This window comes from Pseudonocardia sp. Ae150A_Ps1, from assembly GCF_001932315.1.
Lineage (GTDB): Bacteria > Actinomycetota > Actinomycetes > Mycobacteriales > Pseudonocardiaceae > Pseudonocardia.
The window spans coordinates 2,154,745-2,170,045 of the sequence record NZ_MCIJ01000001.1 but is presented as its reverse complement, the minus strand read 5'-3'; the positions used below and the strand labels follow the sequence as shown (position 1 = coordinate 2,170,045).

The window sequence follows — 15,301 nt, the reverse complement described above, 5'->3', positions numbered from 1 at the left end:
CGATCATGACGCAGCACCCCGTGACCGTCCTCGTGTCCGACGACGAGGGCATCGAGATCCTGTCCGAGGTGGAGGGGCTGGAGCCGGTCCGCTACGACCCGGCCGCGCCGCTTCCCGCCGAGGCCGCGTCGGCCCGGGCGCTCGTCCCGCCGTTCCTGTCCGGCACGGACGCGGTCGCGATCACCGAGAAGCTGCCACGGCTCGAGATCGTCCAGCTGCTGACCGCCGGTGCCGAGGCCTGGATCGGCAGGCTGCCCGAGGGGGTCGCCCTGTCCGACGGCCGCGGCGCGCACGGCGGGGCCACCGCCGAGTGGGTGGTGTCGGTGCTGCTGGCGGTCTACCGGCACCTCGACCGGTTCGTCCGTGCCCAGGACCGCGGGGTGTGGGACTACCACCGGACCGACGAGCTGGCGGGCAAGCGGATCCTCGTCGTCGGCGCGGGTGACGTCGGCGAGCGGACGAAGGCCCGGCTGGAACCGTTCGACGTCGAGATCACCATGGTCGGCCGCACCGCCCGCGACGGCGTGCACGGCTGGGACGAGCTGCCCCGGCTGCTGCCCGAGCACGACGCGACGGTGCTGATCGTGCCGCTCACCGACGAGACCCGCGGCATGGTCGACGCCGAGTTCCTGGCCGCCATGCCCGACGGTGCGCTGCTCGTCAACGGGGCCCGTGGCCCGGTGTGCGACACCGACGCGCTGCTCGCCGAGCTGCGGTCCGGGCGGTTGCGCTCGGCCGTCGACGTCACCGACCCGGAGCCGCTGCCCGAGGGCCACCCGCTGTTCTCGGCCCCCGGGCTGCTGCTCACCCCGCACGTCGGGGGCAGCGTCCCGCTGGCGATGCAGCGGGCCTACCGGGTCGCGGCCGAGCAGCTCGCCGCGTTCGTCCGCGGCGAGGAGCCCCCGAACCTCGTCACCGGGGCCTACTAGGGGACTCGCCGGGGGAAACCCGCAGGTGAGCGAGGGCAGCGCCGGTAGGCTTCCGGCATGAGCGGGCCCACGCAGCAGTACGACTGGGGCAGCATCTCCGGCGACGAACCGCCCGAGCGGACGCGTCCGGAGCGGATGCCTGTGCCCGCGCACGTCTCGTCGGACATCGGGCTGCTGATCCTGCGGGTCGTCGTCGGCGGGATCTTCGCCGCGCACGGCGCGCAGAAGGTGTTCGGCGTGCTCGGCGGGCTCGGGCCCACCGGCACCGACGCCGCGCTCGCCGAGCTCGGGTTCGTCGCGTTCTCCTCGCCGCTGGCCTGGGTGCTCGGGGTCGGGCAGCTCGTGCTCGGCGTGCTGCTGGTGATCGGGCTGCTGACCCCGTTCGCGGCGTCGGGGCTGCTCGCCATGAAGGCGGTCGCGGTCGTGCTGGCGATCGGTCCCGCCGGGCCGACGGTGCCGCTGTTCGCCGCGGACGGCCCGAACTCGCTCGAGGTGCACCTGCTGCTCGGCGGCGGTGCCGCGGCGCTGCTGTTCTGCGGGGCGGGCCGCATCGCGCTCGACGCCGGCCGCACCTACCAGCGCAGGCCGCTGCCGTGGTCGGTGCTGTCGCTGGTCGTCGGCGCCGGCGTGGCCCTGCTCGTGCTGTTCGTGCTCCGCCGGTGACGGCCCCGCCCGACGACGTCTGGCTGCGCCCGCTCGCGAAGCGGCTGCGCCGCGAGCCGCGGATCACCGGCCGGGAGCCGCTGACCGGTGGGTACGGCTCCGCGGCCGTCGAGCGTGTGGATCTCGACGACGGCTCGTCGGTCGTCCTCAAGGCGGCCGGCCCGGACGAGGTGGCCGCCCTGCGCGCGGCCGCGGTCGTGAACGGCCCGGTACGGGTGCCGCGGATGCTCGCCCACGGCGACGGCTGGCTGGTCCTCGCGCACGAGCCCGGTGCTCCGCTCCCGGCCGGGACCCCGGTCCCCGACGACGCCTGGCGCTCGCTCGCGCTGGTGCACGCGCACTGGCGGCGGAACCGCCCGCGCGGTGTACCGGTGGTCGACCGGACCTGGTGGGGACGGCTGTGCGGGCTGGCCTCGGTGGGGCTGCAGGCGGCCGCGGCCCGCGCCGGGACGGACGGTGCCGCCTACGCCGAGGCCGACGCCGCCGTGCGCTCGTGGGCGGCCGACGACTGGGTCGCCACCGCGCTCGCCGCGCTGCCCCGCACGCTGTGCCACGGCGACGCGCACCGCGGGAACATCCACATCGGACCCGACGGGGCGGTGCTGCTGGACTGGGGGAACGCCCGCGTCGCACCCGGGTCGCTGGACGTCGTGGTCCTGGCCGCGCCCCCTCCGGACGGCCCGGCGGACGCGCCGGGCGCACCCGTCCCGGCGTCGTACCGGGAGACCCTGCACGACGCGCTCGGGGCGGCGGACCCGCCGGCGATGATCGCCGTCGAGGAGGCGTGGGCACGGGTGCAGGCGCACGTCCAGTACCTGCCGTTCGCCGCCGACCACCAGGGCCCGGACCGGGTCGCGTCGATGGCCCGCGTCGCGGGAGCCGCGCTGGACGAGCTCGGCGACCTGCTCGCCGCCGCCCGCCGCTGAGTTCCGCCGTCCCGGGCGGTCATCACGGTGACGCATCCGTTCCGAACGCAGGGAGTGCGGCCATGACCGATCCACGTGCCACCGTCACCGGGATCCACACCATCGGTGTTCCGGTGACCGACCAGGACGCGGCGACCGCGTTCTACCGGGACGTCCTCGGCTTCGAGGTACGCGCCGACGTGCACATCGACGAGCTCGGGTCCCGCTGGACCGAGCTGGCGCCGGCGGGCTCGCCGGTCACCGTCGCCCTGGTGCGCGCCGACGAGAACGACCCGGCGGGGCGGGAGGTCGGTATCCGGTTCACGACCCCCGACGCGGCCGCGCTGCACGCCCGGTTCACGGCGGAGGGCGTGGACGTCGACGAGCTGCTCACCTGGCCGGGAGTGCCGCCGATGTTCGTGTTCCGTGACCGGGACGGCAACGGCCTGGAGATCGTCGAGGCGTCGTGATTGGTCAGCGGCCGACGTTGCGCTGCAGGTGCTCCGGGTAGCGCTCACCGGCGACCGCGGACGCAGGCGCGGCTGCCTCGATCCCGGCGAGCTCGTCGGCGGTGAGCTCCAGCTCCGCCGCTGCGACGTTCTGCTCCAGGTAGGTCCGCCGCTTCGTGCCGGGGATCGGGACGACGTGCTCGCCCCGGCCCTGCACCCACGCCAGCGCGAGCTGGCCGGGGGTCACGCCGCGGCGCTCCGCGATGGTCCGCAGCGCCTCGACGATCGCGAGGTTGGCCGCGAGGTTGTCCTCGGAGAAGCGGGGCAGGCCGCGGCGCATGTCGTTCTCGCCGAACTGCCCGGTGGAGGTGATCGCGCCGGTGAGGAAGCCGCGGCCGAGCGGGGAGAACGGCACGACGCCGATGCCCAGCTCGGCACAGGCGGGCGCGACGGACTCCTCGATGCCGCGGGTCCACAGCGACCACTCCGACTGCACGGCCGCCGGCGGGTGCACGGCGTGCGCGCGGCGCACGGTGTCGGCGCCGCACTCGGAGAGGCCGTAGTGCCGGATCGTGCCGGCGTCGACGAGCTCCTTCAGCGCCCCGACGGTCTCCTCGATCGGCGTGTCCGGGTCGACCCGGTGCTGGTAGTAGAGGTCGATGTGGTCGAGGCCCAGGCGGCGCAGGGACTCCTCGACGCACCGCCGGACGTACGCGGGGTCACCGTTCGCGGCCTGGTTGCCGTCGGCGTCGCGGACGATCCCGAACTTCGTCGCCAGCACCACCCGGTCCCGCCGGTCGGCGATCGCCCGGCCGACGAGCTCCTCGTTGGCGCCGTCGCCGTAGACGTTCGCGGTGTCCAGCAGCGTGACCCCGAGATCGAGGGCGCGGTGGATCGTCGCGATCGACTCCGACTCGTCCCCGGCCCCGTAGCTCTGCGACATGCCCATGCAGCCGAGCCCCTGCGCCGACACGGTCAGGTCGCCCAGCCTGCGCGTTCCGATAGCCATGCGAATCAACCTAGCCCTGCCGGGGGCGTGCCGCCGACCGGTGCGCTTCGCGGATCGGGGTGGCCTCGTCCGGTTCCCGCGCGGGACGAGGTCGATCGGATGATGAGCACCGGAGTCCATGAATCGTCGGCTGCTCAGGTGGTCACCTTTCCATCGGTCGGAATGACGGCGGGCCGGAGGTGCGTCGACGTCCCGAACTCGCCGACCCGGTTCCGCATCGGCGTCTTGTCGACCGGACGAGTGACCGGCTAGCGTTCTATCTGCACGGCCCCCCGGAATTCCTCGCCGGGGCGTGCCGCCGTGCGATCCCGCGCCACCTTTTCGGGCTCCGGCCCGTTTCTGCGAAGAAGGTCGAGATATGAGAATTCGTTCTCTGCTGCTCTCTGTGCTGTGCCTCGCCACCAGCGGGGCGGTCGCCGTCGCCGTGGCACCTTCCTCCTACGCCGCGGACGAGCACTGCCAACAGTCGGAGACGTACTCACAGGACCACTGGCAGTGGGGACAGACGGAGATCTGTGCGACCTACCGGCCGAGTTCTCCGAACCCTGACCGGAAAATGGGGGAGATCACGGTCGTCCCCGACGTCTCCAGTCTCGAGTACTACTGGGGTGGCGCGTGGTACTACAACAAGTATCCCGCGACGATCACGGCATCCATCATTCTGATGCGCGACGGGAACACGGTCGGCAACGGGAAGACCGTCACCTTCTCCACGTCCGGTACATCGGTGATCGGTCCCCCTGTCACGCTGCCTGTCTACTACGCGGGTGACTACGTCGTGAAGGCGGAGATCAGCGTCGACGGCGGCTACTGGTCCGACGACAGCAGCAGCCAGGTCTATGCGGCTCCGCAGCAGATCGAGCTCGTCCTCGCGGCCCGGTGAGCGGCCCGACCCTGTCCCCACCCCCCAGGTCGTCCCGCAGGTGCGGGGTCGTCGGTGCCCTGGCAGCCGTCGTGCTGTCGACGGTGGTCGGTCTCGCGTACCCGGCGCCGGCCTACGCGTCGGGTGGGGAATGCCTGCCGTACGCCGACTCCGTCGGCAACGAGCAGCCCTGGCCACCGGGGCCGGATCTCCCCTACGGGATCGCGCCGGACGGGCGGTCGTTCGAGGTCCGGGTCCCGTCCCGGTCCGAGGTGACGGTCTCCGCGATCTACCAGGACCGGCGGACCGGGGCGCTCAGGACCCGTCGTTGCGTCGCGACGAACCTGCTCGACTCCGCGGCCTTCGTCGTCTGGCGGGTGCGGGCGGACCAGCCCGATCTCGTGGTGCGCGACGTCGGTCCGTTCGCGGTCCGGGAACTCTGAACACGGAGGAGAAGAGAATGAACAGGATCCAGCGGGTACTGGCGCTCGCCGGGGTCGCCGTCGCGGCCACCGCGTCACTCGTCCTCGTCCCACCTGCACCTGCACACGCGACGGTGCCGACGTGCAACGAGACCGTCGGGGCCGACCCGGCACCGGGCCAGGCGGCAGACCCGCCCGGCGAGTCGTCGATCATCTACCGGATCGCGCCCGACGGGCGCACGCTGTACGTGCGGTTCCCTCCGCGGACGGAGCTGCTGTTCAACGCGTTCCTGCGGGACACCAGGACCGGTGACGAGCTCGACCTCCTGTGCGGGGGGACGAACGCCCAGGCCGACTACGTCGTCCAGACGTGGCAGGTGCAGGACGACCAGCCTGATGTGATCGTCACGGGGGTGAGCGGGTTCGTCGTGAACCCTCCCCGGCACGACGAGCTCTAGCCTGCGCCTCCCCACGTCGTGGGTCCGGGAGGCGCATCCGCAGTAACGTGGTGCATGGGCATCGCCGCCGCGGTCGTCGTCGACCTGGACCGGATCGGCCGGAGTGAGCACGCCGACGTCGGCGGGAAGGCGGCGAACCTCGGCGAGCTGCTCCGCGGCGGCTTCCGCGTCCCGGAGGGGTTCTGCATCCGCACCGACGCCTACCGCCGGGGCGCGGCGCAGGCGCGGCCCGGTCTCGCCGCCGACCCCCGCGCGGCCCGTGAGGCGTTGCTCGCCGCCCCGGTGCCCGACGACGTCGCCGGTGCCGTGCGCGCCGCCTACCGGGCGCTGGGCCCGGACGTCCCGGTCGCCGTCCGGTCCTCGGCCACCGCCGAGGACCTGCCCACCGCGAGCTTCGCGGGGCAGCAGGACACCTACCTCAACGTCGTCGGCGAGGCCGCCCTGCTGGACGCGGTCCGGCGGTGCTGGGCCTCGCTCTGGACCGACCGGGCGGTGGAGTACCGCGCACGCAACGGGATCGGGGACGACGGCGTCGCGCTGGCCGTCGTCGTCCAGCGGATGGTCGATGCCGCGGTGGCGGGCGTGCTGTTCACCGCGGACCCGGTCAGCGGGCGGCGGACCCGGACCGTGATCGACGCGGCACCGGGGCTCGGCGAGGCCGTCGTCTCCGGGGCGGTGAACCCGGACCACGTCGTCGTCGAGGGCGACGGGACGGTCTCCGGATACCGGCCGGGGGACAAGACGGTGGCGGTGCGGGCGGTCGCCGGGGGCGGCGTCACACGGGTCACGTCCGGTGCGGACCCGGAGCACTGCCTGGCCCCGGCGTCGATCGCGGAGCTCGTGGCGCTCGGCAGGCGGATCGAGGCGCACTTCGGTGCCCCGCAGGACATCGAGTGGGCGCTCGACACCGGCGGCACGCTCTGGACCACCCAGTCCCGCCCGATCACGACGCTCCACCCGCTGCCCCCGCCGGCCGGCCCGGGTCTCCGGGTGCACGTCTGCGTGAGCCTCGCGCAGGGGCTGACCGGCCCGCTGACGGCGGCCGGGATCTCGGCGTTCCGGGTGATCGGTTCCCGGGCGTCCGAGGGGCTCTTCGGGGTCCCGGTCGCCGACCCGGCCGCGGGACCGCCCGCGCTCGGCGAGGCCGGCGGGCGGCTGTTCGTCGACATCACGCCCGCGCTCCGCAGCGCGCCCGGGCGGCGGATCTTCCCGGCCGTGCTGGACGTCATGGAGGCCCGTTCCGCGGTCGTCCTGCGCGGACTGTCCGACCGGCCGGAACTGTCGGTGCGCACGCGGTCGTGGCGGCCATTCCTCGTCCGGCTGACGCGGACCCTGCTCCACCTCCGGGTGCCGTTCCGGGTCGCGGGCGCGCTGGTCAGCCCTGCGGCGGGGCTGCGGCACGTCGGCCGCGCCGGGCGCCGGATCCGGGCCCACCCGGCGTGCCGGCCGGGTGCGGACGGGCGGGAGCGGCTGGACCACGCCGTCCGCACGCTGGGCGAGGTGTTCGCGGTGCTCCCGACCGTGGTGCCGGTCGCCGGCGCCGGGTTCGTCGCACTCGGCGCGGCACGGGTCCTGGCCGGGCCGGACCTGGACCCCGCCGCCGTCCACGAGGTGCTGCGCTCGTTGCCGCACAACTGCACGACCGCGATGGACCTGGAGCTGTGGGCGGTCGCGACGCGGGTGCGGACCGAGCCGGCGTCGGTCGCCCTGCTGCTCGGCACCGGGCCCGCGGAGCTCTCCGACCGGCACCGGCGGCGGGTGCTGCCGCCGCTACTGACCGCCGAGCTGGACGGCTTCCTCGCCGAGCACGGGCACCGGGCCGTCGCCGAGATCGACCTGGGGGCGCCCCGCTGGTCCGACGACCCGTCGTACCTGCTCGGGGTGCTCGCCAACTACCTGCGCACCGACGATCCGGACGCCGCGCCGGACGTCCGCTTCGCCCGGGTGCGGCGGCGGTCCGCGGTCCGGGCCGTGGCCGTGCGGTTCGCGCTCGGACGGACGCGGCGCCTGGCCGGTCTGCGCGAGGAGCACAAGGACCTGCTTGTGCGGATGCTCGCCGTCGCCCGGGCCGATCTTACCGCCGTCGGCGCCGAGCTGACGGCGCGCGACCTGCTGGACGGACCGGACGACGTGTTCGACCTGCAGCTCGCCGAGATCCGCTCGGTCCTGGACGGCGACAGAGACAGAGACAGAGACGGCGACGGTGCCGTCGTGCCCGGTGACCTCCGCGCGCTGGTCGTGACCCGCCGGGCCGGGCGGGAACGGGAGCGGGCGCGACGGCACGTCCCGCGGGTCCTGCTCTCCGACGGCACCGAGCCCGAGACGCTCGCCGCCACTGGCACCGGTGCCCCGGGCACGCTGCTCGGGTCGGCGGCCTCGGCGGGGACCGCGACCGGGCCCGCGCGGGTCGTGCTCGACCCGGTCGGCGCGCACCTGGAACCCGGCGAGATCCTCGTCTGCCCGTCGACGGATCCCGGCTGGACGCCGCTGTTCCTCACCGCGGGCGGGCTGGTGATGGAGATGGGCGGCTCGAACTCGCACGGTGCCGTCGTCGCCAGGGAGTACGGGATCCCGGCCGTCGTCGGCGTGGCCGGTGCGACGGAGCGGATCGGCACCGGGGCGACGGTGACGGTCGACGGCGCGGCCGGCGAGGTGCGCCTCGCGGCCGCGCCGTGATCAGGACCGGCGGGTCAGGGGACGCGGCGGACGGCGCCGGTGTCGGCGCTCGTCGCCAGGTGGGCGTAGGCCCGCAGGGCCCGGCTCACCGGACGCTGCCGGTCCTTCGGCTGCCACGGCCGCTCGCTCGACTCCATCTTGCCGCGCCGGTCGGCCAGCACCTCCGGGTCGACGAGCAGCTCCAGCGAGCGGGCGCGGACGTCCAGCCGGACCCGGTCGCCGTTCTCCACCAGGCCGATCGTCCCGCCGGCCGCGGCCTCGGGGGAGACGTGCCCGACCGAGATGCCGGACGACCCGCCGGAGAACCGGCCGTCGGTGATCAGCGCGCAGGTCTTCCCGAGACCGGCGCCCTTGAGGAACGCGGTCGGGTGCAGCATCTCCTGCATGCCCGGGCCGCCCGAGGGGCCCTCGTAGCGGATGACCAGCACGTCCCCGGCCTTGATCTCCTTCTTCAGGATCGCCGAGACGGCCTCCTCCTGGCTCTCCAGGACCACGGCGGGGCCCTCGAACTGCCAGATGTCCTCCGGGATGCCCGCGGTCTTGATGACCGCGCCGTCCTCGGAGAGGTTCCCGCGCAGCACGGCGAGACCTCCGTCCGGGGTGTAGGCATGCTCGAAGTCCCGGATGCACCCGCCCGCGGCGTCGGTGTCCAGCGACGACCAGCGGTTCTCGGTCGAGAACGCCTCGTTGGTCCGGACCCCGCCCGGCGCGGCGTGGTACAGCTCGACGGCCGTCTCCGACGGCGAGCCGGAACGGACGTCCCACTCGGTCAACCACTGCTGCAGCGACGGCGAGTGCGCGGTGTGCACGTCCTCGTTCAGCAGCCCGGCCCGCCACAGCTCGCCCAGCAGCGCGGGGATGCCGCCGGCCCGGTGGACGTCCTCCATGTGGTAGTCCGAGTTCGGCGCCACCTTGCTCAGGCACGGCACCCGGCGGGAGATCGCGTCGATGTCGGCGAGCGTGAACTCGATCTCGCCCTCCTGCGCCGCGGCGAGGATGTGCAGCACGGTGTTGGTCGAACCGCCCATGGCGACGTCGAGCGCCATCGCGTTCTCGAACGCCTCGCGGGTCGCGATGTTGCGCGGCAGGGCCGTCGCGTCGTCGTCGCGGTACCAGCGGGTCGCCAGGTCCATCACGGTCCGGCCGGCGTTCAGGAACAGCTCGCGGCGGGCGGCGTGCGTGGCCAGCGTGGAGCCGTTGCCCGGCAGCGACAGCCCGAGCGCCTCGGTGAGGCAGTTCATCGAGTTCGCGGTGAACATCCCCGAGCAGGAGCCGCAGGTCGGGCAGGCCGACCGCTCCACCTCGGACAGGCCGGCGTCGTCCACCTCGGACGACGCCGACGCCGAGATCGCGGTGATCAGGTCGGTGGGCGCCTGCGCGACCCCGCCGACGACGACCGCCTTCCCGGCCTCCATCGGACCGCCGGAGACGAACACGGTCGGGATGTTGAGCCGCATCGCGGCGTTCAGCATCCCCGGGGTGATCTTGTCGCAGTTGGAGATGCAGACCAGCGCGTCGGCGGCGTGCCCGTTGACCATGTACTCGACGGCGTCGGCGATCAGCTCGCGCGAGGGCAGCGAGTAGAGCATCCCGCCGTGGCCCATGGCGATGCCGTCGTCGACGGCGATCGTGTTGAACTCCCGCGCGATGCCGCCGGCCTCCTTGACCGCACCCGCGACGAGGTCACCCATGTCCTTGAGGTGCACGTGACCGGGCACGAACTGGGTGTAGGAGTTGGCGATCGCGACGATCGGCTTGCCGAAGTCGTCGTCCCCCATGCCGGTGGCGCGCCAGAGCGAACGCGCTCCGGCGGCGTTGCGGCCGTGGGTGGTGACGCGGGAACGCAGGGCGGGCATCGGCTCTGTTCTCCAGGCTCGGTCGGTACGGCGCCCGGGCGGCGGGCACCGGGACGGATGCGTGCTGCACGGTCCGGGTGGGCGCGTCGCGGTGGTGGTGGGCGGCCGGCCCCGGGCCGGTGCGCGGCGGCGCGGGGCGGGTCGGCGCCCGGGCGGCTCGTCGCGTGCCGGTCGCGCCCAACCGTACGCTCCGTGGCCGCGTCCCGGTGGCACGGGTGACCTGGGCGACGGGTGGTGCCCGCTCCGCCGAACGCCCGGCCCGGCAGCCCCGCCCGGTCGATTGCGACCGCCACGCCACCAGGGCTATCCAGGAGTGCCCGGTCGTCGCCGCCGGGCGATCCGGGGAGTCGCCGCGCACCGTTCACCGTCGAACAGCGAGGACCCTCCGATGAGCACTCCGACCACGGACCCGACCTTCTACCGCTCGGCGGCCGAGGCCGCTGCCGCACCGCCCGAGCAGCTCGCCTACGTGGCCGCGTTCGACCGGTCCGGGCAGCGCGACGACGCGATGGTCGTCGTCGACGTCGCCCCCGGCTCGTCGAGCTACGGGCGGGTGGTCGGCTGGACGCCGGTGCCCGGCGGCGGGGAGCTGCACCACTTCGGGTGGAACGCCTGCTCCAGCGCGCTGGCGCACGAGGGCCACGGGACGGACGGGCTCGCCCGCCGTTACCTGCTGGTGCCGGGCCTGCGGTCGTCGGACGTCCACGTCCTGGACACCGAGCCGGACCCGCGGGCGCCGCGGCTGGTGCGCACGGTCGGCGCGAAGGAGCTGTCCGAGCGGGCCGGGTACTCCCGTCCGCACACCCTGCACTGCGGTCCGGACGGCGTCTTCATGACGTGCCTGGGCGGTGCCGAGGGCGACGACGACGGCCCGGGCGGCATCGCGCTGCTCGACCACGACACGTTCGAGGTGCTGCGTGCGTGGGAGACCGACCGCGGCCCGCAGCACTTCCACTACGACGCCTGGTGGCACCTCAACCGCAACGTGCTGATTTCCAGCGAGTGGGGGAGCCCGTCGATGATCGAGGACGGGCTGCAGCCGGAGCTGCTGCTGAGCAACGCCTACGGGCACGCGATCCACTTCTGGGACCTGGCCGAGGGCCGGCACCTCCAGCGCGTCGACCTGGGGGCCCGGCACCAGATGGCCCTGGAGGTCCGGCCGTCGCACGATCCGGAGGCGACCTGGGGCTTCGTCGGTGTGGTGATCTCCACCGAGGACCTGTCCGGCTCGGTGTGGCGCTGGTACCTCGACGAGGCCGCGGGGGAGTGGAAGGCGGAGAAGGTCATCACGATCCCCGCCGAGCCGGCGGCCACGGAGCAGCTGCCGCCCGCGTTGCAGCCGTTCGGCGCCGTGCCGCCGATCGTGACCGATATCGACCTCTCGGTCGACGACCGCTTCCTGTACGTGTCCTGCTGGGGCACCGGGGAGCTGAAGCAGCTCGACGTGTCCGACCCCGCGCACCCGCGCGAGACCGGATCGGTGCGCCTCGGCGGGATCGTGGAACGCACCCCGCACCCGGCCCGTCCGGAGCTGCCGCTGGCCGGGGGCCCGCAGATGGTGGAGGTCAGCCGGGACGGGCGGCGGGTCTACTTCACGAACTCGCTCTACGGCGCGCTGGACGACCAGTTCTACCCCGACGGGGTCGGCGCCTGGATGGCCAAGCTGGACGCCGGCCCGGCCGGCGGGCTGTCCGTCGACACCGCCTTCTTCCCGCACGGCGACGAGTTCCGCGGCCTGCGGGTGCACCAGGTCCGGCTGCAGGGCGGGGACGCGTCGTCCGACTCGTACTGCCACCGCAGCTGAGCGGGCGTCAGTCCCCGACGGGGTCGGTGATCCGGCCGCCGCTGGCCAGTGCCAGCGCCGGCAGGTCGCGGACGTGCACCGACGGCAGGACGAGCTCGGTGTCGTCGGCGAGCAGAGCGGTCACCGAGGAGCGCCGCGCCAGGCTCAGCCCGCGCACGTCGTCCCACCGCACGGTGCGCGAGCCCCGGAGGCTCCGCACCCGCAGCGAGTCGGGATCGACCGTCGTCCGCACCCACAGCACGCGGCCGATGATCGCGATGGGCACGAGCAGTGCCAGCCAGAAGTACGGGACGCTGAACAGCAGCGGGAGCGCGCCGACCACGGTCACCAGGACGACGAAGATCGTCAGCCGGGACGGCGTGAAGACCAGCGCCCGCGCGCCCTCGCGGACCTGGTGCCCCTCGGCCCGGACCTTCGGTGTCGGCACGACCGCGCCGTCCACATCCTGGGAACCGGTGGCGACAGGAGCGAGGTCCTCCGCCTGGGCGGTCGTGCCGGCCTCGCGATCATCGGTGCTGCTCACGACCCCAGTGTGACACCGCCGGACGGACGATCCCCACCGGAAGGGGTGCGGCCGATTGACTCCGCGCGTGGGACGCGTGTTAGCGTCGTCGGCATGTTCGCCGTTCGAATTCTCGTACTTCCCGGGCGCGTCGCCGCCTGAGTTCGACCTACTCGAACGACGACGCGCTCACCCTCGCACCAGCCCAGAGCACCGGGCGGCGGGGGTTTTTTCATGTCCAGCACGGTTTCATGTCCGGCATCTGATCGACACGATCTCCAGCGAGGCAGACCCCGATGACCACCGCCCCCTCGAAGTCCGGCTCCGCCGGCCCGAAGCCGGGTCCGCCGCCCGGTCGGTCCACGGCGCCGCGGACCGAGTCGTCCCGCAGCGGCGTCCCGGACACCACGGTGCCCGGCCCGCACGTCGTCGACGAGCCCATGACCGGGGCGCAGTCCCTGGTGCGCTCGCTCGAGGAGATCGGCTGCGAGGTGGTCTTCGGACTGCCCGGCGGGACGATCCTGCCGGCGTACGACCCGCTGCTGGACTCGACGAAGGTGCGGCACATCCTCGTCCGGCACGAGCAGGGCGCCGGGCACGCCGCCACCGGGTACGCGCAGGCCACCGGCAAGGTCGGGGTCTGCATGGCGACGTCCGGTCCGGGAGCCACCAACCTGGTCACCCCGATCGCCGACGCCCACATGGACTCGGTGCCGCTGGTGGCCATCACGGGTCAGCAGACCCGGGGGCTGATCGGCACCGACGCCTTCCAGGAGGCCGACATCACCGGCATCACCCTGCCGGTGACCAAGCACAACATGCTGGTGACCGAGGCGACGGAGATCCCGCGCGCGATCGCCGAGGCCTTCCACCTGGCGTCCACCGGCCGGCCCGGCCCGGTCCTGGTGGACATCCCGAAGGACGTGCTGCAGGAGCAGACCACGTTCTCCTGGCCCCCGGAGCTGCAGCTGCCCGGCTACCGGCCGACGACCCGGCCGCACGGCAAGCAGATCCGCGAGGCCGCGCGGCTGATCCGCGAGTCCCGCAAGCCGGTGCTCTACGTCGGCGGCGGCGTCCTCAAGGCCGAGGCCGCGGAGGAGCTGCGCGAGCTGGCCGAGCTGACCGGGGCGCCCGTCGTCACCACGCTGATGGCGCGCGGGGTCTTCCCGGACAGCCACCCGCAGCACCTGGGCATGCCGGGCATGCACGGCACGGTCGCGGCGGTGGCCGCCATGCAGCGCTCCGACCTGCTGGTCGCGCTCGGGTCGCGGTTCGACGACCGCGTCACCGGCAAGCTGGAGAGCTTCGCCCCGGACGCGAAGGTCGTCCACGCCGACATCGACCCGGCCGAGATCTCCAAGAACCGGCGCGCCGACGTGCCGATCGTGGGGGACTGCAAGGAGGTCCTCGCCGAGCTGATCGACGCGGTCCGGGCCGACCGCGCCGAGCACGGCGAGCCGGACCTGTCGGGCTGGTGGAAGCAGGTCGGCGGGCTGCGCGACCGGTACCCGCTGGGCTGGACCGAGCCGTCCGACGGCTCGCTGTCGCCGGAGTACGTGATCGAGCGGATCGGCGCCATCGCCGGTCCGGACGCGATCTACGCCGCCGGTGTCGGGCAGCACCAGATGTGGGCGGCCCAGTTCGTCCGCTACGAGAAGCCGCGCACCTGGCTGAACTCCGGCGGGCTCGGGACGATGGGCTACGCCGTCCCGGCCGCGATGGGCGCCAAGGTCGGCGAGCCGGAGACCGTCGTCTGGTGCATCGACGGCGACGGCTGCTTCCAGATGACCAACCAGGAGCTCGCCACCTGCGCGATCGAGGGCATCCCGATCAAGGTCGCCGTGATCAACAACGGCAACCTCGGCATGGTCCGCCAGTGGCAGAACCTGTTCTACGGCGAGCGGTACTCCAACACCGACCTCAAGACCCACAAGCTCCGCATCCCGGACTTCCCGATGCTGGCCGAGGCGATGGGCTGCGCGGGCCTGCGGGTCGAGTCGAAGGAGGACGTCGACCGGGTCATCAAGCAGGCCATGGAGATCAACGACCGGCCGGTCGTCGTCGAGTTCGTCGTCGGCGCCGACGCGCAGGTCTGGCCGATGGTCGCCGCGGGCACCAGCAACGACGAGATCAAGGTCGCCCGCGACATCCGGCCCGAGTTCGACAACGACGACCTGGCCGCCTCGGTCGACGAGGTCGCCGACGTGACCGAGCAGGCCCTGGAGGGCGACAAGTGAGCGAGCTGCACACCCTCTCGGTCCTGGTCGAGGACAAGCCGGGTGTCCTCGCCCGGGTGTCGGGCCTGTTCTCCCGCCGCGGGTTCAACATCAACTCGCTGGCGGTCGGGCCGACCGAGCACCCCGACGTCTCCCGCATGACGATCGTCGTCGAGGTCGACGAGCTCCCGATGGAGCAGGTCACCAAGCAGCTGAACAAGCTCGTGCACGTGATCAAGATCGTCGAGCTGGAGCCGGGTGCCTCGGTCCAGCGCGAGCTGTTGCTGGTCAAGGTCCGGGCCGACGCCACCGTGCGCAGCCAGGTCCTGGAGACGGTGCAGCTGTTCCGGGCCAAGGTCGTCGACGTCTCCCCGGAGGCCGTCACGGTCGAGGCCACCGGCACCGCCGACAAGCTCGCCGCCCTGCTGCGGATGCTCGAGCCCTACGGCATCCGCGAGATGGTCAAGTCGGGAATGGTCGCGGTCGGGCGCGGCCCCCGCTCCATCACCGCCGCGGCCGTCCGTTAGACAGACGTCGCTACACAACCTCC

The 15,301-nt window shown here is 73.5% G+C and carries 14 protein-coding genes; 11 read left to right on the top strand and 3 right to left on the bottom strand.

From position 1 onward, the window contains the following. Positions 1 to 5: 5 nt before the first annotated feature. From Ae150APs1_RS09920 to Ae150APs1_RS09905, 4 genes are all read left to right on the top strand, one after another. On the top strand, positions 6 to 929 hold the full coding sequence (locus tag Ae150APs1_RS09920; protein WP_075297125.1) for a 2-hydroxyacid dehydrogenase: 924 nt from the start codon (positions 6 to 8) through the stop codon (positions 927 to 929). A gap of 57 nt (positions 930 to 986) precedes the next feature. Continuing rightward, on the top strand, positions 987 to 1,592 hold the full coding sequence (locus Ae150APs1_RS09915) for a DoxX family protein (protein ID WP_075297123.1): 606 nt from the start codon (positions 987 to 989) through the stop codon (positions 1,590 to 1,592). After that, on the top strand, positions 1,589 to 2,518 hold the full coding sequence (locus tag Ae150APs1_RS09910; protein WP_075297121.1) for an aminoglycoside phosphotransferase family protein: 930 nt from the start codon (positions 1,589 to 1,591) through the stop codon (positions 2,516 to 2,518). The genes Ae150APs1_RS09915 and Ae150APs1_RS09910 overlap by 4 nt, the downstream gene beginning before the upstream one ends. A gap of 62 nt (positions 2,519 to 2,580) precedes the next feature. Then, the gene (locus tag Ae150APs1_RS09905) at positions 2,581 to 2,967 is read left to right on the top strand and encodes a VOC family protein (RefSeq protein WP_075297119.1); all 387 of its coding nucleotides are present in this window, start codon (positions 2,581 to 2,583) and stop codon (positions 2,965 to 2,967) included. A gap of 4 nt (positions 2,968 to 2,971) precedes the next feature. Here the strand turns inward: Ae150APs1_RS09905 and Ae150APs1_RS09900 are convergent, their stop codons facing one another. Beyond that, on the bottom strand, positions 2,972 to 3,955 hold the full coding sequence (locus Ae150APs1_RS09900; protein ID WP_075297117.1) for an aldo/keto reductase: 984 nt from the start codon (positions 3,953 to 3,955) through the stop codon (positions 2,972 to 2,974). Positions 3,956 to 4,511: 556 nt separating this feature from the next. Here Ae150APs1_RS09900 and Ae150APs1_RS09895 point away from each other — a divergent pair. From Ae150APs1_RS09895 to Ae150APs1_RS09880, 4 genes are all read left to right on the top strand, one after another. After that, positions 4,512 to 4,838: a hypothetical protein gene (locus Ae150APs1_RS09895; RefSeq protein ID WP_010229821.1), complete on the top strand. Its 327-nt coding sequence runs from the start codon at positions 4,512 to 4,514 to the stop codon at positions 4,836 to 4,838. A 71-nt stretch (positions 4,839 to 4,909) separates the two neighbouring features. Beyond that, entirely contained in the window at positions 4,910 to 5,260 is a 351-nt protein-coding gene (locus tag Ae150APs1_RS09890) for a hypothetical protein (protein WP_075297113.1), read from the top strand. 17 nt (positions 5,261 to 5,277) lie between these two features. Further along, on the top strand, positions 5,278 to 5,697 hold the full coding sequence (locus tag Ae150APs1_RS09885; RefSeq protein ID WP_010229827.1) for a hypothetical protein: 420 nt from the start codon (positions 5,278 to 5,280) through the stop codon (positions 5,695 to 5,697). Positions 5,698 to 5,751: 54 nt separating this feature from the next. Continuing rightward, complete coding sequence (locus Ae150APs1_RS09880) at positions 5,752 to 8,373, top strand: PEP/pyruvate-binding domain-containing protein (protein WP_075297111.1); 2,622 nt, start codon at positions 5,752 to 5,754, stop codon at positions 8,371 to 8,373. A 14-nt stretch (positions 8,374 to 8,387) separates the two neighbouring features. On the opposite strand, the gene ilvD is transcribed toward Ae150APs1_RS09880, so the two are convergent. Next, complete coding sequence (ilvD, locus tag Ae150APs1_RS09875; RefSeq protein ID WP_075297109.1) at positions 8,388 to 10,229, bottom strand: dihydroxy-acid dehydratase; 1,842 nt, start codon at positions 10,227 to 10,229, stop codon at positions 8,388 to 8,390. Between the two features lie 388 nt (positions 10,230 to 10,617). Between ilvD and Ae150APs1_RS09870 the strand changes: the two genes are divergently transcribed. After that, complete coding sequence (locus Ae150APs1_RS09870) at positions 10,618 to 12,033, top strand: selenium-binding protein SBP56-related protein (protein WP_075297107.1); 1,416 nt, start codon at positions 10,618 to 10,620, stop codon at positions 12,031 to 12,033. Between the two features lie 7 nt (positions 12,034 to 12,040). On the opposite strand, the gene Ae150APs1_RS09865 is transcribed toward Ae150APs1_RS09870, so the two are convergent. Further along, a complete protein-coding gene (locus Ae150APs1_RS09865) occupies positions 12,041 to 12,556 on the bottom strand; it encodes a PH domain-containing protein (protein WP_139316857.1) in 516 nt (171 codons plus the stop codon). 275 nt (positions 12,557 to 12,831) lie between these two features. On the opposite strand from Ae150APs1_RS09865, the gene Ae150APs1_RS09860 reads away from it, so the two are divergent. Both Ae150APs1_RS09860 and ilvN read left to right on the top strand, forming a co-directional pair. Continuing rightward, the gene (locus Ae150APs1_RS09860; protein WP_075297103.1) at positions 12,832 to 14,772 is read left to right on the top strand and encodes an acetolactate synthase large subunit; all 1,941 of its coding nucleotides are present in this window, start codon (positions 12,832 to 12,834) and stop codon (positions 14,770 to 14,772) included. Continuing rightward, on the top strand, positions 14,769 to 15,278 hold the full coding sequence (gene ilvN, locus Ae150APs1_RS09855) for an acetolactate synthase small subunit (RefSeq protein ID WP_010244179.1): 510 nt from the start codon (positions 14,769 to 14,771) through the stop codon (positions 15,276 to 15,278). The genes Ae150APs1_RS09860 and ilvN overlap by 4 nt, the downstream gene beginning before the upstream one ends. Positions 15,279 to 15,301: the final 23 nt, after the last annotated feature.

Excerpts from the sequence above, each read along its gene's own strand:
- Ae150APs1_RS09885 (WP_010229827.1), top strand. The coding sequence starts at position 5,278 with ATGAACAGGATCCAGCGGGTACTGGCGCTCGCCGGGGTCGCCGTCGCG.
- Ae150APs1_RS09870 (WP_075297107.1), top strand. The coding sequence starts at position 10,618 with ATGAGCACTCCGACCACGGACCCGACCTTCTACCGCTCGGCGGCCGAG.
- Ae150APs1_RS09880 (WP_075297111.1), top strand. The coding sequence starts at position 5,752 with ATGGGCATCGCCGCCGCGGTCGTCGTCGACCTGGACCGGATCGGCCGG.
- Ae150APs1_RS09895 (WP_010229821.1), top strand. The coding sequence starts at position 4,512 with ATGGGGGAGATCACGGTCGTCCCCGACGTCTCCAGTCTCGAGTACTAC.
- Ae150APs1_RS09860 (WP_075297103.1), top strand. The coding sequence starts at position 12,832 with ATGACCACCGCCCCCTCGAAGTCCGGCTCCGCCGGCCCGAAGCCGGGT.
- Ae150APs1_RS09915 (WP_075297123.1), top strand. The coding sequence starts at position 987 with ATGAGCGGGCCCACGCAGCAGTACGACTGGGGCAGCATCTCCGGCGAC.
- ilvD (WP_075297109.1), bottom strand. The coding sequence starts at position 10,229 with ATGCCCGCCCTGCGTTCCCGCGTCACCACCCACGGCCGCAACGCCGCC.
- Ae150APs1_RS09920 (WP_075297125.1), top strand. The coding sequence starts at position 6 with ATGACGCAGCACCCCGTGACCGTCCTCGTGTCCGACGACGAGGGCATC.
- Ae150APs1_RS09905 (WP_075297119.1), top strand. The coding sequence starts at position 2,581 with ATGACCGATCCACGTGCCACCGTCACCGGGATCCACACCATCGGTGTT.
- Ae150APs1_RS09900 (WP_075297117.1), bottom strand. The coding sequence starts at position 3,955 with ATGGCTATCGGAACGCGCAGGCTGGGCGACCTGACCGTGTCGGCGCAG.